Source organism: Polycladidibacter hongkongensis, assembly GCF_001561995.1.
GTDB lineage: Bacteria > Pseudomonadota > Alphaproteobacteria > Rhizobiales > Stappiaceae > Pseudovibrio > Pseudovibrio hongkongensis.
Map to the genome: position 1 here is coordinate 145,713 of NZ_LLWC01000017.1, position 18,054 is coordinate 163,766.

Genomic DNA, 18,054 nt, shown 5'->3' on the forward strand with positions numbered 1-18,054 from the left:
TCAGCGGGCCAAATTTTTAATCTTACAGGGGCTGTTAGCCGCCAACAAAGGCAATGCGCAGCATGTTGGTCGATCCCGGGGTGCCGAATGGAACGCCAGCCGACACAATAATGCGCTGACCTGGAGTGGCGAAGCCTTCTTTGGCCACAAGACGACACGCGCGATCAACGATTTCTTCTTCGTTCGCAGCGTCGTTACTGGCGACGCAATGTAAACCCCAGCCCAAAGTCAGGCGACGCACGATCGACAGCTCTGGTGAGAAGGCGATGATTGGCGCTTTTGGACGTTCGCGGGAGGCGCGTAGTGCGGTGCCGCCCGATGCGGTGTAGCAAACGATTGCAGCGAGATCCAATGTTTCAGCAACTTGGTGCGCAGCTGCGGTGATTGCGTCGGCTCCAGTGGATTCAGGCTCCGTGCGCTGTGCGTGCACGATATCGCGGTAGTGAGTGTCAGTTTCCACTTCCTGTGCGATTTTGTCCATGGTGGAAACAGCTTCAACCGGATAGTCGCCGGCAGCAGATTCGGCAGACAGCATGACAGCATCAGCGCCTTCAAACACAGCTGTTGCCACATCAGATACCTCCGCGCGTGTTGGCACAGGTGCGGTAATCATGCTTTCCAGCATCTGCGTTGCCACAACTACTGGCTTGCCAGCTTTACGGCAAGCGCGGATCATGCGCTTCTGCAGTCCTGGTACCTTTTCAAGTGGCATTTCTACGCCGAGGTCACCACGTGCAACCATAATTGCATCGGACAGCTCGATGATTTCTGGCAGGCGATCGATTGCTTGCGGCTTTTCGATTTTTGCCAGAACACCTACGCGACCCTGCGTGACATTGCGAACTTCAACAAGGTCTTCGGGGCGCTGTACGAAGGAAAGGGCGATCCAGTCTACCTTTGCGTCGAGAGCGGCGACCAGATCCTTGCGGTCTTTATCGGTCAATGCGCCTACCGGAATCTCGGTATCTGGAACGCTGACGCCTTTGCGGTTGGAAAGCTTGCCACCTACTTCTACGCGTGTTTCACAGCGCTCGGGGGAAGCGTTGGTAACCCGCAAGGTGATTTTACCATCATCCAGCAGTAGGCGGTGGCCTTCTTGCAAGCTACCCAAGATTTCTGGATGCGGGAGGTATACGCGGTTGACGTTGCCTGGGGTTTCGTCGTTATCGAGGGTGAAGGTTGCGCCGTTTTCCAGCATAACCTTTTCATCATTTTCGAAAGTGCCAACGCGCAGTTTTGGGCCCTGAAGATCGGCCAGAATGCCGATTGGGCGGCCAACTTCTTTTTCTACGCCACGGATGGTGTTGACCAAGTTGTTGAGAACTTCATGGCTGGAGTGGCTCATGTTGATGCGGAATACGTCCGCGCCTGCCTGCCAGAGTTTTTTGATCGTCGCGCCATCTGATGAAGAAGGGCCGAGAGTTGCTAGGATTTTGACCCGTCTGTTTCGCTTCATCGTCCACCTGTTCCTTGCTCTATCGGCTCCGTCAGCTGGACAGTCCAGCTGCTTTGCTCACCTGTATCTATTTCAAAAAAGCCTGCGCGCTCGTAGCCACGGGCTACGCAGTCTTCAACGCCGCGGATGGTGAATTCTTTTTTGGGGCGAATGCACATTTGCGCTTTGCCCCCCCATCCATCTTTTCCGTCGTTTTGTCGCGCGTAGATGTAATAGTATCGTGACGTCAGGGCGCCTTGTTTAAGTGTCGCACAGCTGTTTTGCTTAATGCTCCACCAACCTTCGCTAACCCATGACGTGTCATCATGGAGCCCTATCGCCACAAAGACTTGTCCCTCCGTTTTATTACAGAGGCGGAAGTTTGCATTTGCCGACGATATCGACAAAATCAAACACCATCCAACTACAAATGCCCAAACCAAAGGTGAATGTGCACGTCTTGGGAGAGAAAGTGCAAACTGGGACTTGGCGATGGTTGGTCTCATAACAATCTTTTACAGCTACAACGGCAAGTTAATGCGTTTTGATGACGTTCGTGTCAACGCGACCAGACGACCACTTCTTGAAAAGAGATCATTCAACGGGCGTTGTTTAAATCGTGCCAAGGGGAATGCTTGAAAACGTTTCTCGATTGCACGCAGGCGCCATAATACTGTTTTTCCCAGAAAAACTAAGCCTTTTTGGGTGAAAGGGGCCGCTAATATCAGCTGCTGTGGATTAAGGAGTTGTGTGCAAATACCGCTGATCGGCTAGATGTGCAGTGGTCTTACCCTTCGGCGTCTGTGCGCAAAAGACGCAGGTCTTCTACATGGTTGAATAGAGGTTGTTGTAAGCTCATTGATGAGGTGAGTGATCGCGACGGCATCAATTGCTGCTCAATGATATGCGCGAGCTAAAAATGGCAAGACAGTCAATAAAAGTTGAATGTGATTGGCGCATTTTGGTTTTGTGATGGATGCGAAGGAGTTTCGCAGGGCTCACTTTTAGCTGCTGAATAGATACGTGGTTACTTGTCGTCTTAGGGGAAGCTGCATGTCAATAGCCTACTTGAGTTAAGGTAGTGCGATCAAATCAGGAACAAAGTAACTGTGCAGGTGCTGTGGGCTACCAGTTTCAAAGGTTGAACGGATGCGCTTTCTCTGGCAGACACAATGCCTCTGGGATAGTTTTGGTTTTGAAACAAGGATGGTAGTGCATGTCTGATCATGGCGGTGTTGCTGCGGACCAGCTGCGTTCGTTTATCGAGCGTATCGAGCGTCTGGAAGAAGAAAAAAAAGTGATCGCGGATGACATCAAGGATGTTTATGCCGAGGCAAAAGGCAACGGCTTTGATGTGAAGGTTATGCGGAAAATCGTTTCCTTGCGCAAGCGCAAGCCGCATGAGCGCGAAGAAGAAGAAGCGGTGCTGGACCTCTACTTGCATGCACTGGGTATGATTGGCCCAGTGCCCAGCGAGTAGGCCACCGCATTCGGCAAATGAGAAAAGCCTCCCTACTAGGGAGGCTTTTTTGTTGGGTTTGTATATCTGTCTGTATGTTAACTGGAAAAGCCGAGGGATCTGCGTTCCATGGGCTGCCAGTTGACCGCACGACCTGTAAAACTGTTTTGCTTTGCAGGTATAAGCTGCAGGTCGCTCTTGGTAGCTGCTTCTACCTCGCTAAGCGAATAGAGGCCGTTAAGCGCGCTTTGGTCAGGTTTGTAGAGTTGCGCAAAGTTTCCTGCATTGTCCAATGCAGCAGGCTTCACCAGTAAATCTACGCTAGCGGCTGGCGCAGGCAATGCGGCAGAGCTTGTCGTATCAATCATGGCGTTGAAGGGGATTGAGGCGAAGCGTGCCAATGCGTTGCGAATTGCATCTCCGCGCACGCCGTTTTGTGTGCTGCGTGCAAATCCGACTGTTTCAGGTCCGGTGTTCTGTGCTGTTGCGGAGGCGAGGGCAATAACGTCGCCTTGTGGTGAGCCCGTATTGATTGGCTGACGTGCTGGCGCAAGTGCTGTGAGTGCGGTGCGCTCCATTGGTTTGCGCAGAGGCGTTTGCACTGTGTTGAATGCCACTTGAGATGCCCTAGAGGGCTGCGGTTTCAAGCTGGGTGTGGCAGCGCCAATTGCGCCGAAGGCTGCAAGGCGCGCGCTGGCGCCCGCTGTCGGTTTTTTGAACGCTGGCATTGGTGCCGCCGCCAGAGTTGTAGCCTCTTGTCGTTCAGTTTGTGGAGCGTTGGCGAGCAGTACACTGGATTTTGGTGTAGGAACTGCATTGGCTGGTGATGCGTCGGCGCGCAACCCAGGATCAGGTTGACGCTGCGAACGGCGTGGCTCTGTCTTCTGTTTGGGGAGCGAGCTTGTTTCCTTATCATCATCGCTGCCGAAAAGTGTACCGAAAAGTGTTTTGCTACCGGTATTGGGTTTGGTAACAAAACTTTTGCTGCGGCTGGAGGTGTTGCTGGCCAGGGTGCTGGTGCGTCCAGAATCGCGCGCCTTCACAGCGGCAAGGGTGCGCTTGTATCCCGACAAGGGTTTGCCATCAGTTGGTACGTGGATTGTGTTGCCTTTTGGAAAAACTTTAACAAGCTCCTTACGGCTCATCCGGGGCCAGTGCCGCACCGAACCGGTATCCATATGCACAAAAGGTGTGTTTGAGCGGGGGTAGTAGCCGACCCCTCCGACATGTTGGCGCAGCCCGATTGCGCGTAGCTTGGCTACGCTCTGGCCGGGGATGTAAAAGTCCATGGCGTGGCCCTTGGTGTGTTGGCTGTTTTTGGCGACACCACGGGAGCGAGAGCGAAGCATGTTGTTTGTTTTTAATGAGCGATAGCCGGATACAACATGGATATACTTATTAGAACCGGATTTGCGGTAAACATCATAGATTAGGTCAAACAGCTCTGGATCCATTTTAGTTGGCTCGTTGCGGCGCCAATCCCGCAGGAAACGATTGAGCTCGTTGAGACCTGAGCGAACATAGCGGCCATTCCTCTTAAAGGTGATGGTTGCGCGCTCTTTGGTATGGGTGTTGTACAGCTTAAGTGATTTTGTTTGCGCCAAAGCCGGTACGCAATAGCAAACAACAGATAGCGCCAACAGCGCTGCCAAAGTGAGCTGGGTGGCTAAGCGTAGGTTGGATCGCGGATCCTGAGCAAGTGTCCCGGGGTTTTGCACGTTGTTTCGCTCTTCTTCGTTTGGCGGCTGTTAACCATGAACTAGCTTTAAGCTGAAAATGGTTAATGCGGCTTTACTGAAACTGAGCTGATTCTTAGGTCTGAGTGGTCCATTAGGTAAAGTTAACAGTGCTACGTGGCGAGAGAAAGAAAAAAAGCCGTGCGGGGGTGCAACCTAGCACTGTAAGGCGCTGTTGATAAATGTTGAATTGTTAAAGTTTTACAGACCGAGTGCGGCAATTGTCTTTCTGTTATGGCCGTAAATGTCTGGGCGGCGTTGAAGATTGCCCTGCTCATCTACGTAGGCTGTGAAGTAAGTCAGGTGCACTGGAATATGCCGAGCGAAGTTGAATTGTTGCTGTTTTTTGCCAACAACAGATCTGAGTTTTCTGCCACTTAGGTTTTTCTGGGTCTGCATTAGGGCATCCGCGAATTTGAAAGGCTCATGAATGCGAACACAACCGTGCGAGAAGGCACGGGCAGATCTTTTAAAGAGCGACTTAGACGGCGTGTCGTGCATGTAGACATTATGCCGGTTTGGAAACATGAATTTGATTTTTCCAAGTGCATTACCACGACCGGGGCGCTGGCGGATGCGCAGTTCATCAAATGTAACATCTTCCCAGCGTATGCGTTTTGGCGAAACGACTTTGCCATTATAGACCATCTCATAGTTGCCCTTGGTCAGGTAGCTTGCAGGGTCCGCACGCAGTTCCGGCAATATTTCTTTGGTGGCAATGGAATAAGGGACGTTCCAATATGGATTGACGATAACGTGGTCCATCTTGTCGGAGAAAACAGGGGTTTTGTGCTTAGGTTTGCCCACAACGACGCGGGTCTCGTAGCTAACCTCCCCGTTTTGGATCAATCGTACTGTAAACTCCGGAATGTTGGCTTGTAGATAAACTGTGCCGAGGTCTCTTGGCACCCAGCGCCAGCGCTCCATATTGGCGATCACGTCTTTGATCGGATCCTCCCCGATCAAGGCGTTAAAAGCAAGGAGTGTTCTAGGACCGATAATGCCATCAGCATTTAGACCATTGCCTGTCTGAAAGGCTTTAACCGCGGCAACAAGATCTTGGGTATAGGTCCGGGCATGCTTTCGGTTTGTGGTGGCGTGGTCTTGCGCCACAGTGGCATGCTTTTGTTGGCTTTTGGGTTGCTTGGCTGGCACTTGTAGGCGTGCACGCAGAAGCGGAACGCGCTCATCCTGCATGCCGGGCCGCAGCAAACGACCTCCGGGAATTTCGATTGGCTCGCGCTTGCTTTGTTGCTGTTTGCGCAAAGTTTTGAGCTGCTTTCGTAGGGCGCGGTAGCCTGCGTGTGTCGGGTTAAAGGCGTGCAACGTGGCGCCGGGTAGAGGAGATCGTGCGATTGCTTCCATCGCTTCGATAGGGTCAGGCCGCTTAGGCTTTTGAGTAATCGACTTGTCGATACTGGAAGGGGGGATACGCCCACCCATCGCATCTTCCGCATAGCGCAAGGCGGATTGCGTGAGATTGAACTCCACATGTGCAATGGCTGCCGGGTCTTTAAGTGGGTTCGCTAGCAGAACCGGGAGAGGGTAGTCTTTTGCGTTTAGGCCTTCTTCCGGTGCCTGAGCAATGCGCGCCACCAAATTTTGTGCGGCCCTGGTCAATTTTCCGTTCTTTATCCAGATTGGTTGATAGCCGCGTCGCTCATAGAAGAGTTTTGCTGCAGCGTAATCCCGCTTAATCCGAAAGGGTAGCTCGGGGTGCTTTTCTTCAAAGGCTGCGCGAAGATGTGCGAAGACCGGTTGATTGCGGGCCAAATTCTTATCGTTGTAGGAAAAACTCAAGGCGGTATCTGGCTGTGCCGCAGCAGCAGGGAAAACAGTTGCTGTAATAAGCAGGGCTGCTGCCACTGTAACGCAAGCCAACGCAGGCCAACCACTTTGAGACGCCATTACACACACTCACTACTAGTTTATGAAAACTTAACTTAATGTAGCATATCAGCGCACCTAGTAGTTATCGCTATTGTAGAAATTTCTAAAAATTCACCACTTTCTCAAGCGGCTGATTCTTCGCTTGTTTCTGACAGGTTGTAGTCTTTCAACTTCCGGTAGAGTGTTGAGCGACCTATGCCAAGGCGTTTAGCAACTTCTGTCATGCGACCAGAGTAGTGATCTAAGGCCAAAGAAATTTGCTGTTTTTCGACTTCTGCTAATGTTTGAATATGGCCTTCAGGCGTCAGTGCGCTTAGATAGCCAAATGGTGGATTGGCTGGATCAAATGCTTCTGCTTGCAGCTGCTCGAAGGCGGTATCATGCTGTTCTTCTACCTGATGCCCAGCTTGGGAGGACGGTGTGTCCTTTTCAGAAATCGCTTGAATTATTTGCGGAAAATCCTCTGGCGCGAGTACATCGCTATCGCAAAGTACAACAGCGCGATAGACCGCGTTTTGCAGCTGGCGGATATTGCCCGGCCAGTCATAACTTTGCAGCATCACCAAAGTTTGCGCTGCGACTGTACAAACATGCGGTTTGCTTTCTTCCGCAGAAAAGCGCGCCATGAATTGATGCAGAAGCTGAGGCAGGTCTTCCAGACGGTCTTTTAAGGGCGGGATCCAAATGGGAAACACATTCAACCTGTAGTAGAGATCTTCGCGAAACTTACCTTCCTTCACTTGCTCGAGCAGGCGCCTGTTGGTGGCAGAAATCAGGCGAAAATCGCATTTTACCGGCTTGCGAGCGCCAACGGGATCGACCTCGCCCTCCTGCAATGCGCGCAGCAATTTGACCTGAACCTCCAGCGGTAGCTCGCCGACCTCATCTAGAAAGAGGGTTCCGCCATTGGCTTCTTGGAATTTACCCCTGTGCTTTTCGTGGGCGCCGGTGAATGCACCTTTTTCGTGGCCAAACAGGATCGATTCTACCAAATGATCGGGGATCGCACCGCAATTCACTGTGATGAATGGTTTGCTGCGCCGGTCGCTGCTGCCCTGGATAGCGCGGGCGATCATTTCCTTCCCTACTCCAGATTCCCCTTCTATCAAAATGGGAATGGTAGAGGAGGCGGCGCGTTTGCCCAGACGCAGAACCCGCTCCATGGCTTCCGATCGGGTTGCGAGTTGATCGAAACCGAGCGCGAGTGATGTGTGCTGGCGAAAGCGGGTTATTTCCTCTTCCAAAGCAGAGGTGCGCAGCAGATTGGCTACGGATATGCGCAGGCGTTCGGCAGGGACCGGTTTTACCACGAAGTCTTGCGCGCCAGCGCGCATCGCCTCGACCGCTTTTTCCAATCCGGCATGGGCTGTTTGTACAATGACTGGAATGGCGCTCTTTTGCTGACGTAACCGGGTGAGTAACTCCAGACCGCTAAGCTTCGGCAGTAAGAGATCTAGCAGTAGTAAATCGTAGCTGTCGGCATGCGAGGTGATTAGTTGCAGGGCCTGCTCGCCATCTTCAGCGGTTTGGGTGCGGTAGCCAAAGCGTTGCAAAGTGTTTTCAAGCAAGCGCCTTTGTACCGGGTCATCTTCAACGATCAAAATGCGCTGGCTCATGGCAAATCCTTTGGTCCTTAAAGATAACTGCAGATGTGGCGCAGCACGAGAGAAATTGTATCATTGCGAGACAGTCTAGGCGGGTTTTGTAAACAAATGCCTGACTGCCCCATGGTAATTACTGAAAGATTTGCATTGAAAAATAAGTACTTTAGCGCTTATGCTGAACGATCTTTGGTTAATAGCAACCAGCCTTGCGAACTTTCGGGACTGCGTTACAAATGACGCTAGGAATTGCCCCTTTGTGACTGGATTATTCTGTGATGAAAAACGACGCTTTGTTTAACCCTTATTTTGCGAAGCCAGACGCGCAGGCCAGCGGTGATGCAGCCTTTGGCGCGTTGCCTGAGTGGGACCTTTCGGCGCTGTATGCCGGTATGGATGATGCGGCGTTTGTGGCGGATATGAAACGCGCTGGCGAGTTGGCCGAAATGTTTGAGGCTGAGCATAAAGGCAAGCTTGCCGAGATGGCGGCGCACTCAGGCGCGCAGTTGGCGGCTGTTATCGCCGACTATGAAAAACTAGAGGATTTGCTTGGTCGGCTTGGTTCGTTTGCAGGGCTGGTCTACACGCAGAACACCACCGATCCAATCCGGCAAAAATTTTATGGTGATGTGCAAGAGAAGCTAACGGCAATCAGCTTGCACCTGCTGTTTTTCGGGTTGGAGCTCAACCGAATTGACGATGGGGTTTTAGAGGGCGCGCTGAGTGATGCAGCTTTGGCGCATTATCGCCCATGGCTAGAGGATGTTCGGCTGGAACGTCCCCACCAGCTTGCTGACGAGATTGAGCAGCTGTTCCATGAAAAAAGTGTGAGTGGCGCGGCTGCTTGGAACCGCTTGTTTGACGAAACCATCTCCAGCTCACGCTATGAGATCGACGGGGAAGAGCTGGCTATCGAGCCGGTGTTGACCTTGCTGCAAGATGCAGATGGAGAGAAGCGTCGCAAAGCGGCTGAGGCGCTGTCCAAGACCTTTGCCAAAAACCTTAGTGTGTTTACGTTGATCACCAACACGTTGGCGAAGGATAAGGAAACTTATGATCGCTGGCACAAGTTCGAGGATATTGCAGATAGCCGGCACTTGGCCAACAGGGTGGAGCGCGAGGTTGTTGATGCGCTGGTCGAGGCTGTGCGGGGGGCTTATCCACGTTTGTCCCACCGTTATTATCAACTGAAGGCCAAGTGGCTGGGTGTTGAGAAAATGAAGTTTTGGGATCGTAATGCGCCGCTGCCTCAGGCGGATAATCGCGTTATCCCATGGCCTGAAGCGGAGGAAACGGTTCTCAAGGCTTATGGCCGCTTTTCACCGCAGTTGGCAGAGTTGGCCAAGCCGTTTTTTGATAGGAACTGGATTGATGCACCTGCGCGACCGGGCAAAGCGCCAGGGGCGTTTGCTCACCCAACTGTGCCAAGTGCGCACCCGTTTGTGCTGGTAAATTATCAAGGCAAGATCCGTGATGTGATGACCTTGGCGCATGAGCTGGGGCACGGAGTGCACCAAGTGCTGGCAGCCGAGCAAGGAGCGCTGATGTCACCAACACCGCTTACGCTTGCCGAGACGGCGAGTGTATTTGGCGAGATGCTGACCTTTCAGGATTTGTTGGGGCAGGCGGAGACTGCCGAAAAGCGTAAGGTGATGCTGGCCTCCAAGGTGGAGGATATGCTGAACACTGTTGTCCGCCAAATTGCGTTCTATTGCTTTGAGCGGAAAGTGCATAGCGAGCGGCGGCAGGGAGAGCTCACCTCGCAACGTCTTGGAGAAATCTGGATGGAGGTTCAAGCAGAAAGCCTAGGACCTGCTATCGATCTTGAGGGCGGCTACGAAAACTACTGGACATATATTCCGCACTTCATCCACTCGCCGTTTTATGTCTATGCATATGCCTTTGGCGATTGCTTGGTGAATTCGCTTTACGCTGTGTTTGAAGATGAGCAGGATGGCTTCCAAGAGAAGTACTTTGAGTTGCTCAAGGCAGGGGGCACAAAACATCACAGCGAGCTGCTCGCACCATTCGGGCTTGATGCCAGTGATCCGGGTTTTTGGCAAAAGGGCCTTAGTGTGATTGAGCGGATGATCGACGAGCTTGAAGAGCTGGATAATGCGGGTGCTTAGGCAAAAGATTTTCTCCAGCTGACAGAACTTGCAAAAAAGGCAGGGGTGGCATCTTTTCTTGCGGCCAAAATAAGGCCTAACCATTGAGAGGTTCGCCACTCCCTGCTAAGTGCTGCGGCAGATCTTTTTCGACAAGCACAAGAGGCGCATATGATCCCGCGTTATTCCCGGCCAGAAATGGTGAAAATCTGGTCGCCTGAAACGAAGTTTCGCATTTGGTTCGAGATTGAGGCGCATGCCTGTGATGCGTTGGCGCAGCTCGGCGTCATTCCGCAAAGTGCTGCGGCTACGATTTGGGAAAAAGGTGGCCCTGCGACATTCGATATTGCTCGTATCGATGAAATCGAGCGGGAAACCAAGCACGACGTCATCGCCTTCCTGACGCATCTTGCGGAGATTGTTGGCCCGGATGCGCGCTTCGTGCACCAAGGGATGACATCTTCTGATGTGCTTGACACTTGCTTTAATGTGCAGCTGGTGCGCGCGGCGGACCTGTTACTGGCCGACATGGATAAACTGCTTGCGGCATTGAAGCGGCGGGCTTACGAGCACAAAGAGACCGTCACTATTGGCCGCTCACACGGGATCCATGCGGAACCAGTGACATTTGGCATGAAGATGGCTCAGGCTTATGCGGAGTTTGATCGCTGCAAGAAGCGCCTCGAAATTGCGCGTGAAGAGATCGCTACCTGCGCGATTTCCGGGGCTGTTGGTACCTTTGCGAATATCGATCCGCGTGTGGAAGAACATGTGGCGGAAAAACTCGGACTTGGCGTCGAGCCTGTTTCGACACAGGTTATCCCGCGGGATCGTCATGCCATGTTCTTTGCGGTGCTGGGTGTGGTTGCCTCTTCCATTGAGCGACTTGCGACAGAAGTGCGCCACTTGCAGCGCACAGAAGTGCTGGAAGCGGAAGAGTTCTTCTCCAAGGGGCAGAAGGGGTCTTCTGCAATGCCGCACAAGCGCAACCCGGTGCTGACAGAAAACTTGACCGGCCTTGCACGGATGGTTCGTTCCTACGCTATGCCAGCAATGGAGAATGTGGCGCTGTGGCACGAACGGGATATCTCGCACTCTTCTGTAGAGCGGATGATTGGCCCGGATGCGACTGTTACGCTGGACTTTGCCTTGGCGCGCCTAACCAATGTCATGGAGAACCTAGTCGTATATCCTGAGCGGATGATGGGTAACATGGACCGTCTTGGCGGGTTGGTGCATTCACAGCGCATTTTGCTGGCCTTGACACAAGCTGGCTGCTCACGCGAGGATAGCTACCGTTTGGTTCAACGCAATGCCATGAAAGTGTGGGATAGCTACCAAAGCAGCGGAGAGGCAAAGGTTGATTTCCTTTCTGAACTGCTGGCGGATGAGGATGTGCGTAAGCACCTGAGCGAAGAACAGGTGCGAGAACGCTTCGATCTTGGCTATCACACCAAAAACATCGATGTAATCTTTAAGCGGGTTTTCGGGGAGGGGTAATATGAAGCTCTATGGTCTTAGAATTTTTGTCGATGATTATGATGCGGCAAAGGAATTCTATATCGAGACTTTAGGGCTGCCTCTTACTTGGGAAATGGAGGAGCTTGGCGCATTTGGCGCTGGGCTCGATAATGCCGAGTTTATCGTTGAAGAAGCCAGCGACGCCGAGAGTGATGGTTATGTAGGCCGTTTTGTTGGTGTCTCGCTGCAGGCTGGCAATATTATGGCGCGCTATGAAGAGTTGACTGGCCGTGGTGTTAACTTTACGCAAGCGCCAAAGCAGCAGGTTTGGGGCGGAGTGCTGGCGCATTTCAAAGACCCTGCCGGGAATGTGCTGACATTGCTTGGTGAGGCCAATTAACCGGCTGCGCGGAGCTCAGGCGCTCTATCTGTGCTAAATAACAATAAAACATGCTTTGATCGCGCGCTAAAACTGCAATAAACAGCGGGCAGCAGCGAACAAGCAGGTGTTGAGGTACTATGAAAATTGCAGAGGCGGATATTCTGGTGGCCCCGGGTTTGAACGGGTCGGAGCCAGAGCATTGGCAGTCTCGCTGGCAAGCGAAGCTTTCGACAGCAAAACGGGTGGAGCAGGCTGACTGGGACAACCCGGAGAAAGAGCTGTGGGTTGATACACTTGTGCAGGCTGTTGAGGCTGCCTCTCGCCCTGTCGTGTTGATCGCGCATTCGCTAGGCGTTGCAACTGTTGTTCACGCCGCCCCGCGTATTCGCCCTTGGGTGAAGGGCGCGTTTTTGGTTGCCTGCCCTGATTGCGATGATAGTTCTCGGGTTCCGGCGTCGGTTCATGCCTTTGGCCCGCTGCCGAGTGAACCGCTTGGTTTTCACGCGCGCGTAGTGGCGAGTCGTACCGACCCTTACTGTAGTTATGAGCGCGCGCAGCAGCTGGCCGAACATTGGGATGTGACGTTTCAAGACGCCGGTGAAAGCGGGCATATCAATGTAGCCAGTGGCCAAGGACCTTGGCCGGAAGGGCTGTTATCTTTCGCGCATTTTATGAAGACGCTTTAAACGTTTCTTTGTCTCAATAGCCGCCTTTAGGGGCGGCTTTTTAGTACTTGCCTTGCTCTTTGTAGCAGTGCTCTATGTATTCACGCGTAGCCGCCGTGATGCAGGAGACTTTGATGGCAGAGGAAAAGGACGACGAGCGCAACCGGTTTAGCGCCCGGCTTGGGCGTTATGCGCGTACGGGCGGCAACCTTGGTGGCATCGCAGCTAAAATGGCAGGCGCTAAACTGTTTGGCCTTGATATCAATAGCGCCAAGAATGCTAGTGAGCTTGCTGAAGCTCTGGGCGGCTTAAAGGGGCCTTTGATGAAAGTGGCACAAATGCTGGCCACGATTCCCGATGCGGTGCCGCCTGAATATGCGGCTGAGTTAGCAGCGCTGCAGGCAGATGCGCCGCCAATGGGCTGGGCATTTGTAAAACGGCGTATGCGGGCGGAGCTGGGGGCAAACTGGCAAAGCAAGTTTGCCGAGTTTGACCATGAACCTTCTGCGGCGGCTTCGCTGGGGCAGGTGCACAAGGCAAGGCTGGAGGATGGGACACGGCTGGCCTGTAAGCTTCAGTATCCGGATATGGACAGTGCTGTCGCGGCTGATCTTGCGCAAATGCGGCTGGCTCTTTCTATTCATAAGCGCATTCAGAATGTGGTAGATACGAGCGAGATTGGCGAGGAGATTGCTGCCAGGCTTTACGAGGAACTGGATTACTCTCGCGAGGCGCGGAACATGAGCGCCTATACAGAGATCTTCACACAGGACAGCGAGATAAACGTACCACAGCTAAATGAGGGGCTCTCAACGCGTCGGCTGCTTAGCATGGGCTGGCTTGAGGGCGCGAGGCTACTCTCATTCAAGGATGCGTCGCAGGATGTGCGCAATGATATCAGCCGCATCATGTTCAAGGCGTGGTGGATGCCGTTTTCCCGCTATGGGGTAATTCATGGTGACCCGCATTTAGGCAACTATACGATTGCCGGACGTGAGGTTGGCGAGCTGCAGGTCAATCTATTGGATTATGGCTGTATTCGCATTTTTGATTGTGCGTTTGTCGAGGGTGTTACGCAGCTATATTACGGCCTGCTGCATGGGGATGAAACGCAGGTTGTGGCGGCATATGAGGCTTGGGGTTTTGAGCATCTTGATAAAGAGCTTATCGAGATATTGAATGTTTGGGCGCGGTTTATATATGGTCCGCTGCTTACAGACAGGGTTCGTGCGTTGGCCGAGGGTGTTTCTGCTGCTGCATATGGGCGTCAGGAGGCTTTTAAAGTGCACCAAGCCTTGAAGGCAAAAGGGCCTTTAAAGATACCACGGAGTTTTGTTTTTATGGATCGTGCAGCAATAGGACTAGGCGGCGTGTTTCTACATATGCGGGCGGAGCTGAATTTCTATCAGCTGTTTAATGATTTGCTGGAAGGGTTTGATGTGGCCAAACTGGCGCAACGGCAAGCAAACTTGCTTGCGGCAGCGGGGTTAGACGATCATGGTTAGGGGCGAAATGTAGGTGTTTTTACGTTTATTGCATTGCTAGTTCTCAGGGTTGTTGTTAAGTTTCGGAAAATTCATTGTGTGTTGAAGAGGGAACGCATGAGCGACGGGGCTGTTTCAGTAATGGATTACGACGAGCACAATCGTACGTATAATGGCTTTATCAATTTCTCAAAGGCCGGGACAATTACTTTGCTGACCATTGTGCTGTGTCTTGCAATGGTTGGTTTTGGGGGCGGCGGCGGCAAGGTTGCTGCGGTTGTGTTCACTTTGCTTAGCATTGTTGGTTTGGGTATTGGGATGGCGTCTGGTGACAAAGCGCATCGCGCGCCTGGCGCAGTGTTTTTGCTGGCCGGGTTAACAACCTTGGTATTGGTCTCCTAGGTTTCATTGGAGACAGAGCTTTGAAGCCGTGGTACCTGATGGGCCACGGCTTTTTTGTTGCTACTATTGGGTGCCTCTGGTGAAAATCCGACTACTTGTTGTGATTTCTCTAATTCTTTGTGCTGCTTGTGCGAGAGCTTGGGCTGCTGATGCGTTTCGCCCCTACAAGGATGCGTTGTTCGCCTATCCTGAGATCCGAGCTTTATCGAACAGCGGCGCTTTCTTGGAAGTCGGTTATGATATTCAGAGGGATCTGCGGGATCGTGATGCAATTGATGAAAAGCGCGTGCATGGAGAATACGTCTCCCTACGGCCCAACTGGGCGCAGCGCCGGGTGACGCTGCCTTTTTCTGGTGGGCGTAGTGAGCATCTTCGGATTGGAGATGTGGAGCGCACGACGAAAGCTCTGATTGTTTACCTGCATGGTAAAGGCGGAAATGCCGCGCAAGGTATGAATGATTACAGCTTTGGGGGTAACTTTAATCGGCTAAAAAACCTGAGTTATCGCAACGATGTGGTCTATGCGAGTTTAAGCCTGATCGATTTCGATGATGTGGGCGCTGCGCAAGTGCTCGATCTCATTGCATATTATCGCCAAGGGAGGCCGGCTCTTCGTGTGGTTCTCGCCTGCGGATCAATGGGAAGTCTTGTTTGCTACCGCTTGGCAAAGGATGAGGAAAGCGCTGAGCTGTTAGACGGGTTGGTTATGCTTGGCGGGGCGATTGATCCCACTTTTGCCGATAGTGCGGCGGCGGCGCGTCGTGTACCTGTATTTTTTGCGCATGGCAGTGCAGATCGCGCCTACTCAGCGGCATCGCAAGTTTCAGCTTTCGAGAGCTTACTGGAGCAGCAGCCGGATTATCCGGCGCGGTTCGTTCTTTTCCATAGCGGAAGCCACGGAACGCCAATCAGAATGATTGATTGGCGTTTGAGCCTTAATTGGTTGTTTACGCGGTTTCCCAAGCGCTAGCTGGCATCGCGCTCAACTTGAACGGCGGGTCTGCCCTGATTGAGCCGAGCCAAGCCGTCACGGGCTATCTGATTGCTTCGATCATAACCAACAGCGCGATTGTAAGACTTTCTTGCGTTCTTACGTTCGCCAAGCTGTTCTTCAGCTAACCCCTTGTTTGCCCATGCTGGTGCAAGGCGGCTGTTTAGCGCCAGTGCGGCATTCAAATCTTTGAGGGCGGACTTGGCATCGCCACGCTTTAGGTAGAGGACACCGCGTGCCAAGAGTGGAGAATAGGCCCGGGAGTTGTAACCAATTGCAGATGAGAAATCGTTTAGTGCTGCTTGATCTAGACCCTGCGCTTGGTAGATCAGTCCGCGGTTATGATAGGCGCGTGCGTCGCCAGAGTTTAAGCGAATGACAGCGTTAAAATCGCGCAGCGCTGCGTTATACTGGCCGAGCGATCGGTAAGTGTTGCCGCGGCCATTAAGGGCAACAGTGTAATCCTTATTTATCAGCAAGGCGCTGGTATAATCTGCCAAGGCTTCTTGCGGCTTGTTCAGGCGTCTGTAGACCAATGCACGATTCGCGTATGCCTGATACGAGCGGGGATTAATTTGCAGAGCCGTATTAAAATCAACTAGGGCATCATCCAATCGTCCCGCCTTTGCATAGGCGATGCCGCGGGTGTTGTAGGCATTGGGATCTTGCGGGGCGGCTTCTACCACCTGTGAAAGCGAGTTCAGATTGGCCGCAGAGCCTACTGCCTTGTCGACCGGCGTGTTTGGGTAACCAACGCGACTGGTTTGGCAGGCAGCAAGCAGAGCGCCGATCGCAAAAACAGCAAGAATGCGCAGCAACGCAGTGGAGCACAGTGTGGTCGCAGATTGCAGCATGCAAATATTCCCCGAATAACCGTCGTGTTGGTTTCAGCCAATGAGTTGAGTAAAAAGTGATTTGCGTCTTATCGCAAGACGTGATTGCCTCAACCTTTCGCGAGACAAAAAAACGGACCAGCCGCTATTCACGGCCAGTCCGTTTAATTTGCTTTATCAGCAGGACTTGCAGGTTTCATCCTGCTGCCCGCGATTTAGCGGCGGCCTTTACCGATCAGCAGACCTTCGCGCTGCGCACGCTTGCGAGCAAGCTTGCGGGTGCGGCGAATTGCTTCTGCTTTTTCACGAGCCTTCTTTTCAGATGGCTTTTCGTAGTGGCCACGAAGCTTCATTTCACGGAAGATGCCTTCACGTTGCATCTTTTTCTTCAGCGCTTTGAGCGCCTGATCGACGTTATTATCGCGAACGAGAACCTGCACGCGCTATCCCTTACCTTTCAGCAACCTGCCAAAATGGCAGGATGATAAATGCTAGATTGATGAATTCCGCGGCCCACAAAGTGCTCTCCCTAGAGGGCACTCATGCTGCGTGTCGCGTCTTGACGGGGTTCCTAGCAGAATGCTTCTGGGATGTCCACTGCCTTTGCCGAGATTCTGGGGTATTGGCGTAATTGTTGTCTAGCCTCTTGCCAATAAACGATCTGTTAAGTGTAGCTGAGTGGGAGAGTTGTGGTGTTTTTTATTTCTTCCATCACAAAACTGGAAGAAACATCAGAGAGTGAAACGCGAGAAATTAAGGACTTATAAAGATTATCGTAGGCGCGCATGTCTGGAATCACTGCATGCAGGATGTAATCAACATTACCGGTCATGCGGAAGATTCCGGTGATCTCGGGAATCGCGCTCACGGCGCGTTGGAACTCGTCAAACCATTCTAATGAGTGCGTGTCTGTCGAGATGGTGATGAAGACTGAAAGCCCCAGATTCAGTTTGTCCTTATTCAAGATCGCCACGCGGCGATCTATATAGCCATCTTGCTCAAGTTTTGTCAGGCGTCGCCACAGCGCGTTACGGGAAAGAGAAACCTTTTGCCCCAGTTCAGTGAGGGACTGTGTGGAATCCAGTTGGAGCTGCATTAGCAGTTTGCGATCTATTTCATCTAACGTATGTTCTGCCATTTAATAAAACCTTGGGACGAATGTTTTGTATGATTAGCAAGTCCTGTGAAATTTGGGAAGACGTTTGTTGAGCCACTTTCTATCCTAGGTGACGTAAGGTTGAATACGTAGGAGGGAACGATGGCTGGAATTTCAAAGGCGTTTACCGAGCATCCGCAGAGTGTTGGCGAGACCTATCTGGAACATGCGGCGTTTGCCGGAAAAACCGGCTTTGTGCTAATCGGCGCGGGACTGGCGGCGCTCATGCATGGATTGTTTCCATTTATGTTCGAGCGTACGGCGAGCGAAATAATTCTGAAGCTCGCAGGACGCTTCAAGAATCGCGGGCGCAGTGAAGAGGATGCAATGAAGCTCATGGGCGAGGCTGCCGAATAGCAATGCGTTGGCGCGGCCATTTACATGATTGTTGAGCATTGTTGCTGTTCTCAAGCTTGTGGTTGCGTGATATCTAATTGTTTTCTCTAGCTTG

17 protein-coding genes are annotated in these 18,054 nt (G+C 52.3%); 9 read left to right on the forward strand and 8 right to left on the reverse strand.

Features of this window, described 5'->3' with window-relative positions:
* Nucleotides 1–34: 34 nt before the first annotated feature.
* Both pyk and AYK82_RS07155 read right to left on the reverse strand, forming a co-directional pair.
* Nucleotides 35–1,456 carry a pyruvate kinase gene (gene pyk / locus AYK82_RS07150; protein ID WP_068313342.1) on the reverse strand — a complete coding sequence of 474 codons (1,422 nt, stop codon included), beginning with the start codon at nt 1,454–1,456 and terminating at the stop codon, nt 35–37.
* The gene (locus tag AYK82_RS07155) at nt 1,453–1,941 is read right to left on the reverse strand and encodes a DUF1036 domain-containing protein (protein WP_082733797.1); all 489 of its coding nucleotides are present in this window, start codon (nt 1,939–1,941) and stop codon (nt 1,453–1,455) included. The genes pyk and AYK82_RS07155 overlap by 4 nt, the downstream gene beginning before the upstream one ends.
* 710 nt (nt 1,942–2,651) lie before the next feature.
* Here AYK82_RS07155 and AYK82_RS07160 point away from each other — a divergent pair.
* On the forward strand, nt 2,652–2,915 hold the full coding sequence (locus AYK82_RS07160) for a DUF2312 domain-containing protein (protein ID WP_068313345.1): 264 nt from the start codon (nt 2,652–2,654) through the stop codon (nt 2,913–2,915).
* Nucleotides 2,916–2,992: 77 nt separating this feature from the next.
* On the opposite strand, the gene mepK is transcribed toward AYK82_RS07160, so the two are convergent.
* The 3 genes from mepK to AYK82_RS07175 form a co-directional block, all read right to left on the reverse strand.
* Nucleotides 2,993–4,612, reverse strand: coding sequence for a peptidoglycan L,D-endopeptidase MepK (gene mepK / locus AYK82_RS07165; protein WP_068313349.1), 1,620 nt, complete (start codon nt 4,610–4,612; stop codon nt 2,993–2,995).
* Between the two features lie 219 nt (nt 4,613–4,831).
* Nucleotides 4,832–6,538 (reverse strand): L,D-transpeptidase family protein, encoded by a 1,707-nt coding sequence (locus tag AYK82_RS07170; protein ID WP_082733798.1) that lies wholly within the window; start codon nt 6,536–6,538, stop codon nt 4,832–4,834.
* A gap of 104 nt (nt 6,539–6,642) precedes the next feature.
* Nucleotides 6,643–8,136 (reverse strand): sigma-54-dependent transcriptional regulator, encoded by a 1,494-nt coding sequence (locus AYK82_RS07175; RefSeq protein WP_068313352.1) that lies wholly within the window; start codon nt 8,134–8,136, stop codon nt 6,643–6,645.
* A gap of 263 nt (nt 8,137–8,399) precedes the next feature.
* Here AYK82_RS07175 and AYK82_RS07180 point away from each other — a divergent pair, with 263 nt between their 5' ends.
* The 7 genes from AYK82_RS07180 (at nt 8,400) to AYK82_RS07210 (ending at nt 15,593) form a co-directional block, all read left to right on the forward strand.
* Entirely contained in the window at nt 8,400–10,250 is a 1,851-nt protein-coding gene (locus AYK82_RS07180; protein ID WP_068313355.1) for a M3 family oligoendopeptidase, read from the forward strand.
* Between the two features lie 150 nt (nt 10,251–10,400).
* Nucleotides 10,401–11,729, forward strand: coding sequence for an adenylosuccinate lyase (purB, locus tag AYK82_RS07185; RefSeq protein WP_068313358.1), 1,329 nt, complete (start codon nt 10,401–10,403; stop codon nt 11,727–11,729).
* A gap of 1 nt (nt 11,730) precedes the next feature.
* A complete protein-coding gene (locus tag AYK82_RS07190) occupies nt 11,731–12,090 on the forward strand; it encodes a VOC family protein (protein ID WP_068313361.1) in 360 nt (119 codons plus the stop codon).
* 119 nt (nt 12,091–12,209) lie between these two features.
* Nucleotides 12,210–12,758, forward strand: a complete 549-nt coding sequence (locus tag AYK82_RS07195; RefSeq protein ID WP_068313364.1) for an RBBP9/YdeN family alpha/beta hydrolase — start codon at nt 12,210–12,212, stop codon at nt 12,756–12,758.
* A 113-nt stretch (nt 12,759–12,871) separates the two neighbouring features.
* Nucleotides 12,872–14,242, forward strand: a complete 1,371-nt coding sequence (locus AYK82_RS07200) for an ABC1 kinase family protein (protein WP_068313366.1) — start codon at nt 12,872–12,874, stop codon at nt 14,240–14,242.
* Nucleotides 14,243–14,338: 96 nt separating this feature from the next.
* A complete protein-coding gene (locus AYK82_RS07205; RefSeq protein ID WP_208976426.1) occupies nt 14,339–14,623 on the forward strand; it encodes an aa3-type cytochrome c oxidase subunit IV in 285 nt (94 codons plus the stop codon).
* 79 nt (nt 14,624–14,702) lie between these two features.
* Nucleotides 14,703–15,593 (forward strand): alpha/beta hydrolase, encoded by an 891-nt coding sequence (locus tag AYK82_RS07210; RefSeq protein ID WP_208976427.1) that lies wholly within the window; start codon nt 14,703–14,705, stop codon nt 15,591–15,593.
* Here the strand turns inward: AYK82_RS07210 and AYK82_RS07215 are convergent.
* The 3 genes from AYK82_RS07215 to AYK82_RS07225 form a co-directional block, all read right to left on the reverse strand.
* On the reverse strand, nt 15,590–16,468 hold the full coding sequence (locus AYK82_RS07215; protein ID WP_068313369.1) for a tetratricopeptide repeat protein: 879 nt from the start codon (nt 16,466–16,468) through the stop codon (nt 15,590–15,592). The two genes, AYK82_RS07210 and AYK82_RS07215, sit on opposite strands and share 4 nt — an antisense overlap.
* A gap of 194 nt (nt 16,469–16,662) precedes the next feature.
* The gene (gene rpsU / locus AYK82_RS07220; RefSeq protein WP_068313372.1) at nt 16,663–16,887 is read right to left on the reverse strand and encodes a 30S ribosomal protein S21; all 225 of its coding nucleotides are present in this window, start codon (nt 16,885–16,887) and stop codon (nt 16,663–16,665) included.
* A 224-nt stretch (nt 16,888–17,111) separates the two neighbouring features.
* The gene (locus AYK82_RS07225) at nt 17,112–17,585 is read right to left on the reverse strand and encodes an Lrp/AsnC family transcriptional regulator (RefSeq protein ID WP_068313375.1); all 474 of its coding nucleotides are present in this window, start codon (nt 17,583–17,585) and stop codon (nt 17,112–17,114) included.
* A 120-nt stretch (nt 17,586–17,705) separates the two neighbouring features.
* On the opposite strand from AYK82_RS07225, the gene AYK82_RS07230 reads away from it, so the two are divergent.
* Complete coding sequence (locus AYK82_RS07230) at nt 17,706–17,960, forward strand: DUF6356 family protein (protein ID WP_068313378.1); 255 nt, start codon at nt 17,706–17,708, stop codon at nt 17,958–17,960.
* Nucleotides 17,961–18,054 lie beyond the last annotated feature (94 nt).

Coding starts and splice junctions, on each gene's coding strand:
- pyk (WP_068313342.1), bottom strand. CDS start 1,456: ATGAAGCGAAACAGACGGGTCAAAATCCTAGCAACTCTCGGCCCTTCT.
- AYK82_RS07155 (WP_082733797.1), bottom strand. CDS start 1,941: ATGAGACCAACCATCGCCAAGTCCCAGTTTGCACTTTCTCTCCCAAGA.
- AYK82_RS07160 (WP_068313345.1), top strand. CDS start 2,652: ATGTCTGATCATGGCGGTGTTGCTGCGGACCAGCTGCGTTCGTTTATC.
- AYK82_RS07170 (WP_082733798.1), bottom strand. CDS start 6,538: ATGGCGTCTCAAAGTGGTTGGCCTGCGTTGGCTTGCGTTACAGTGGCA.
- AYK82_RS07175 (WP_068313352.1), bottom strand. CDS start 8,136: ATGAGCCAGCGCATTTTGATCGTTGAAGATGACCCGGTACAAAGGCGC.
- AYK82_RS07180 (WP_068313355.1), top strand. CDS start 8,400: ATGAAAAACGACGCTTTGTTTAACCCTTATTTTGCGAAGCCAGACGCG.
- purB (WP_068313358.1), top strand. CDS start 10,401: ATGATCCCGCGTTATTCCCGGCCAGAAATGGTGAAAATCTGGTCGCCT.
- AYK82_RS07190 (WP_068313361.1), top strand. CDS start 11,731: ATGAAGCTCTATGGTCTTAGAATTTTTGTCGATGATTATGATGCGGCA.
- AYK82_RS07195 (WP_068313364.1), top strand. CDS start 12,210: ATGAAAATTGCAGAGGCGGATATTCTGGTGGCCCCGGGTTTGAACGGG.
- AYK82_RS07200 (WP_068313366.1), top strand. CDS start 12,872: ATGGCAGAGGAAAAGGACGACGAGCGCAACCGGTTTAGCGCCCGGCTT.
- AYK82_RS07205 (WP_208976426.1), top strand. CDS start 14,339: ATGAGCGACGGGGCTGTTTCAGTAATGGATTACGACGAGCACAATCGT.
- AYK82_RS07215 (WP_068313369.1), bottom strand. CDS start 16,468: ATGCTGCAATCTGCGACCACACTGTGCTCCACTGCGTTGCTGCGCATT.
- AYK82_RS07225 (WP_068313375.1), bottom strand. CDS start 17,585: ATGGCAGAACATACGTTAGATGAAATAGATCGCAAACTGCTAATGCAG.
- AYK82_RS07230 (WP_068313378.1), top strand. CDS start 17,706: ATGGCTGGAATTTCAAAGGCGTTTACCGAGCATCCGCAGAGTGTTGGC.